The organism is Exiguobacterium sp. A1_3_1, assembly GCF_048985645.1.
Taxonomy (GTDB): Bacteria; Bacillota; Bacilli; order Exiguobacteriales; family Exiguobacteriaceae; genus Exiguobacterium_A; species Exiguobacterium_A indicum.
In genome coordinates, this window is sequence record NZ_WBYY01000183.1 from 1 (window position 1) to 6,275 (window position 6,275).

Sequence of the window (6,275 nt, forward strand, 5' to 3'; positions counted from 1 at the left end):
GTCTCGTGGGCTCGGAGATGTGTATAAGAGACAGCCCTAAAATGTCATTATGCTTCTATATCGTCTCTTTTTGCTGGATGTTGAAGTCGATTTAAGTCAATAAAAAGCACTTCTTCTCACATTTCGTGAAAATAAGTGCTTTCTTTACTAGTTTTATATTTTTTAGTAACTGACATTCTCTCGCGCTACTTTTTTCGCGAAATAATCAATGATATCCCGACGACGAATGATTCCAATAAAGTGCTTTCCATCATCGATGACAGGAACGAAGTTTTGGTCCGTAATGACCTCAATCATCTCTTCCATTTGCGCAGTAATCGAGACTGGTTTATAACGAACACGTTGTTTAATATCCGTCAATCGTGTTTGCAAGACGTGATCGTAGTCTGCATGCTCTAGATTAGCCTCGAGCGCCCACAAGACATCCCCTTCCGTTAATGTCCCTGCATATTTACCTTTATTATCGACGAGCGGAACGGACGTAAATCGATGATGTTTCATCTTTTCTAATGCCTGTCTGACCGTCGATTCAGGATCTAAATATTTCACCTCATCTTTTGGTAGTAAGAAAAAAGCAATGTTCATTTCTGTTCCTCCCTAGCCACTCTGTGACACCTTCTTCATTTTATCACGAAGCCTCACTGGATTCATTTCTCAAATGATGAAAATCTCTACATAATTCCTTCATATTTATCCGTACCCTTCCGATAGTCAGAATAGACAGATTTTAAAGACTATTTAGGATAGGAGAATTCATCATGCGCCTCCCGATCACCCGTCGTTTGTTCATCGGGCTTATTTTGTTGCCCGCTCTTACTCTCGGTGTTTCCACTTGGTTTTCGTATGACCAAACAAGCCGAACTGTCGATCAACTGGTCGACTCGACATCCCAAACTGCTTTAAAGCAACTCGAACAATCGTTTTCCCGCATCATCGATGATACTAAAAAAGATACAACACTCCTTGCCGGACTCCCTTCCAACCGTGAAGACGGTATTCTACCGAACTACATAGATACAACCAAACAACCCGATGCTTCGGAGGCTCCTTCTCAAAAAGCAACAGATATCTATAATGTCCTTGAGAAATATGGCTCCTCAAAAATCGAAAATTCATTTATCCAATACGCTGATACGAAAGGCGGCTATCTTAACTGGCCAAAACAAGACGTCGCACCTGGATACGATCCTCGAAAAGAGATTTGGTATAAACAAGCGCTGGAGAATTCAAGCACTGTCGCCATGAGCGAGCCTTACTATGATAGCGCGACGAAATTATCCATCATCGGTTTCTCTAAGGCGACACTAGATGCTCAAGCGAACATCAAAGGTGTATTGTCTGTTTATAAAAGCATCAATCGTCTTGCTGAAGATATGAAACGGATTGAAATCGGACAAAAAGGATTTGTTTTCAGCTACACACAAGACGGTAAGATCGTCACGCACCCGAACCGAAATTATTTCTTCAAAAAAATCAATCAACTACGTGAAGACGGAAAAGCATATTTCTCTGCTCCAAAGTCCATGTTAGAGCAAGAATCCGGTACGAAGATCATGGACGTCGCCGGAAAAAAATCGGTCGTCATTTGGCAAACTTCTTCGAAAACAGGATTCAAACTAGCCGTCGTACTGGATTACGCTTCCTTGTATGCGCCTAAAGAAGCCATGCTCAATCAGTCATTGATCAATTTCGTCGTTGCGATCGCCCTCGCGACATTGATCGCTTGGTTGATCGGGCGTTCGATCAATCGCCCGCTGTCGATGCTCCGTCGTGAAGCATTAGCGATCGCATCAGGTGATTTGCGAACACAGCATCGTCCTAAACGATTCATCCGGGATGAATTAACAGACCTCAGTGCGAACTTCGACGCGATGCGCGCGCGCTTGCGACAAACGATTCTAGCGATGACTACATCCGCTACGACCGTTCGCGATGCGTCAGAAGAGCTCTCAAACAATGCGACTCATGTACAAAAGGCTTCACGTCATATCGGACAGACGATGGAAGAAATCGCTGCTGCTGGTGAAACTCAAACGAAACAAGCCGAACGTTCTTCCCATGCTGTATACGGTGTCAAGGAACGTTCTACAGCAATGCAACAGGTCGCGTCCACGACACTTTCTGAAGTCGCTTCCGTCGCTTCCGCTGCGACACGAGGAAGTGACGTGACGAAACAGACGATTTCTGATCTCTTGAACCATTCGGACTCATTGGAAAAAGAAATCGAGAACACTTCTGATTTCTTAGGCAAACGTTCTGATGAGATCGGAAAGATTCTTGGAACGTTGCAAGCCATCTCGAGTCAGACGAATTTACTCGCCCTCAACGCAGCAATTGAAGCCGCACGTGTTGGTGAACAAGGACGTGGATTTGCTGTTGTTGCGAGTGAGGTAAGAAAACTGGCCGAGGAGAGCGACGAATCCGCTAAACAAATCAAACAGCTCCTCGATAATATTCAACAAGAAACACATACTGCCATGAGTGCGATGCACCATGTCATGAGTGATTTGAAGCTGTCTCTTGAGTCTGTCAAAACGACAGGCGATGACTTCGAGCGCATCGCAGGATCCGTACATCATGTCTCAAATCGAACAGAGGTATTGACTGGTGACATCGAGGCGCTGACGCTTGCTACGGAAGAAGTATCCGATGCCATGGGAACCATTCTTGCTTTAACGGAAGAGAATGCAGCAGGTCTTGAGACAAGTGCTGCAAGTATTCAAGAAACGAACGCAACACTTGAATCCGTGACGACGGCAGCGGCTCACCTCGCTCACATCGCAGGTGATCTCCATGCGCTCACATTGGAATTCCAGTTAGACGAAACCGTATCTGAAAAACATTTGACCGAAGAACAAGAAGACGTCCTTTCATCAGAACCCGACACAAGTCATTCTGCTGACGATGCCTATGCGGAAGTCGCAAGCACAGAATTGACGGAGCACGATATCGAAACGAATGATCCTGAAGTCGAGACGTGGCACGAGGAGGAACCAACACCTGAGTCTTCTCCGTCTCCTACGAATCCATAAGCCTATCGATCCGGAGTCTTGAAGAAAGACTTCGGATTTTTTCATTCCCTACTCGACTATCGATTGCCGAGCACATACACTAGATACAATCGATGCATCATTCGAAAGGAGTCGCTTCATGAATCCCTTAAGCCCCTCAGACTTGACACAAATCGCGGAACATTTATTTGGGATGACTGGTTTTTTTATTTCCTATCAAGATCAAGAGCATATCTCAATCGAGTTACGTCCTTCCGCACCCAAGCATCCGGCGAATCTATTGATTGAAGGTACGTGGCCTACTTTAAAAAATCATCGCCCTCTACTTCATACCTTAAAAGACGGAACGGCTTACCTGTTCGTAGACGTTCCTGACCAAGGCATGTACCGGATCGGTCCCGTTCTCTTACAGTCAGCACTTTTTCGGGCTCATATTCAAGATGAGACCTATCATCAATTTTATAAAGTTCTACCCCGAACGACGGAAAATCGTCTGATCGACTGTGCCCATTTGCTCTATCACCTTCTACATGGTGAAGGATTGTCTTCTCGTGACATCGATCATGTTTCAGATATACAGGAAGAGGAAATTCCTTTAGTGTCTGAAGCCCCTTCGCACACAGGTGTGACCGCCTATCGAAAAGCTTGGCAACGTGAGCAACAAATCATCGACTGGATCTCATCCGGACAGAGCGAACGGTTGGCGACGACCTATTCTCTTCCCGCATACGGTGAGTTCGGAACACTTGCACGTCACCAACCACTCCGAGCAGAAAAGAATCTACTTCTAGGAACAGTTCTTCTGAGCGCACGTGCCGCTATCCGTGGGGGACTAGAACCAGACGAAGCCTTTTCGCTCAGTGATCGGATGATTGAGACGATCGAAGCTGCGACGAGTATTGCAGAATTGCGAAATCGTCACGTTCGGATCACGGTATCTTTTGCGGAAGCCGTCAAAGAAATACAGGCGTTGCGTCATTCGCCACACGTCCTAGCTGCCATTCGATACATTCAGCAGCATCTCTACGATCCTTTATCGGTCTCGTCCATCAGTCAGGCGATTCACGTATCCTCCAACTATTTATCCGTTTTATTTAAAGATGAAACGGGTTTACCGCTGGCTCGTTACGTCATTCGTGAACGGATTCGCGAAGCGAAAAGATTGCTACGTTCATCTGACGACTCGCTATTGACGATTTCAAACCGACTGCACTTTTCAAGTCAAAGTCATTTCAGTCAGGCCTTTAAACAAATCACGGGCGAGACACCCACTCATTACAGACAAAAGACAGATTTTTAGGAACACTGCTACCTTTTTCAGATTTGTGATATCCTATTCAACAGAATACAATTTTGCCGAATCGAATCTTTTTCGATTCTTTCATCAAAAGGAGAGTCAACATGAATTCAATTAGTGTGATCATTCCAGTCTATCAAACCGAATCTCAAGCAAAAGCTGCGATTCAATCCGTTCTCGACCAACACGTTTCGATTCCTGTAGAAATCGTCGTTGTCTTTGATGGACCAAGTTCTTATGTCGATGACATTCGTGCACTATATCCAACGTGTACCATCATCGAGCAATCACATCAAGGTGTGTATGCGGCTCGACGCAATGGAGTTCAAGCTGCTTCAGGAGACTATGTCATCTTTTTAGATAGTGATGATATTCTTGCTCCCCGTGCGCTTTACACATATATCAAGGCATACGAGAAGTCTCGTGGGGAAGTCATCATCGGTAAGATCTCCCCTGTTTATAATAAGAAGAAATGGCTGATGCCGATCGATGACGATCGTTACTTCTTTTACTCGCGCACGAAGTTTAATTCGCGTCACCTGACGACGATCCATGGATGGATGATCAAAAAAGAATTGCTTCAGACATTGCCTAGCCTCGAAACGACGTGGTTTGCGGATACGCTCATCGCGCATACTGTCATTTCGCAGTTAACGAACATTACTTCCGTCAACTACATCGTGTACGGACGGAATTCAAGAAGTACACCACTGGATGGTCAATCGCTCTTCCAACTACGTGACATTACGACACTCTCAGATATCTCTCGGATTTATGGCATGTTATCAGCAGAGACGAAAGATGAAGAAGTTCAAAAATTCTTAAATACATGGTATAAGCGTTTCATTTCAAAACGTGGACGTACATTACTCGAACGGAGTTCGTCTAATACTCAACAAGCAGAAGTCTTCAATCATGTCGCTTACGACTTAAAGCGGATGCCATCAAAGAGTAAATATCTACAAGCCTGGTCAACGGGATCGTACGCGATGTTCAAGCTGTACATTACTGCTGTCAAAACAAAACGTTCCTTACGTACGGCGCGTCGTAAAAAAATTAAAAATGGTCTTATGCTGTATCGACTATTCCAGAAGATGCCGATCAAAGACAATCTCGTCTTATTCGAAAGTTTCTTAGGGCGGAGTTACTCGGACAATCCGAAGGCACTTTACCTTCACCTAAAAGAAAAACATCCGGAACTAGAACTTGTTTGGATTTTCGCTCAAGAACCTTCTGATGAAGTGAAGGAAGCATGTCCGAATTGGGTACTTCGAAACAGCTTTACGTACTATCAATACATGGCTCGTGCGAAATACTGGATTTTCAATACGCGTCAGCCGCTCAGCTTGAAAAAACGCGAAGAAACCATCTATCTTCAAACATGGCACGGTACGCCATTAAAACGACTCGGTCTTGATATGGAAGATGTGCATATGGCTGGAACGAATGCGATTCGCTATAAAAAGAATTTCTATAACCAAGCGCAAGAATGGAACTATCTGATTTCGCCAAACGCGTACTCGAGCGAAATCTTCAAGAGCGCATTCGGGTTCCAAAATACAATGCTTGAAACGGGCTATCCTCGTAACGATCTCTTATATGCCGATAATCAAGCGGGTCTCATTAGTGAAATCAAAACACGCTTAAATATTCCGGCTGATAAAAAGATCGTCCTTTATGCACCGACATGGCGAGATGATGAGTTCATCGCGCGAGGAAAATACCGATTCGACTTGCAATTGAATTTAAATGAGATGCAAGCACGCCTCGGTGATGAGTACGTCGTCCTTTTACGGATGCACTACTTGATTGCTCAAAACATGGATATCAGTGGACACGAAGGATTCGCCTACGATGTCTCTTCATACGGTGATATCGCAGAACTCTACCTGATTAGTGATATCCTGATCACGGACTACTCATCTGTGTTCTTCGACCTGTCTCTTATACACATCTCCGAGCCCACG

At 44.7% G+C, this 6,275-nt stretch carries 4 protein-coding genes; 3 read left to right on the forward strand and 1 reads right to left on the reverse strand.

The window, feature by feature from the left end:
- Positions 1–162 precede the first annotated feature (162 nt).
- Complete coding sequence (locus tag F8N00_RS15375) at positions 163–585, reverse strand: CBS domain-containing protein (RefSeq protein ID WP_023469329.1); 423 nt, start codon at positions 583–585, stop codon at positions 163–165.
- Positions 586–758: 173 nt separating this feature from the next.
- On the opposite strand from F8N00_RS15375, the gene F8N00_RS15380 reads away from it, so the two are divergent.
- The 3 genes from F8N00_RS15380 to F8N00_RS15390 all read left to right on the forward strand — a co-directional run.
- Positions 759–3,032, forward strand: a complete 2,274-nt coding sequence (locus F8N00_RS15380; protein ID WP_421018515.1) for a methyl-accepting chemotaxis protein — start codon at positions 759–761, stop codon at positions 3,030–3,032.
- Positions 3,033–3,150: 118 nt separating this feature from the next.
- Positions 3,151–4,311: a helix-turn-helix domain-containing protein gene (locus F8N00_RS15385; protein ID WP_421018516.1), complete on the forward strand. Its 1,161-nt coding sequence runs from the start codon at positions 3,151–3,153 to the stop codon at positions 4,309–4,311.
- A 101-nt stretch (positions 4,312–4,412) separates the two neighbouring features.
- Positions 4,413–6,275 (forward strand): bifunctional glycosyltransferase/CDP-glycerol:glycerophosphate glycerophosphotransferase (locus F8N00_RS15390; RefSeq protein ID WP_421018517.1); only part of this gene is annotated, 1,863 nt, incomplete at its 3' end.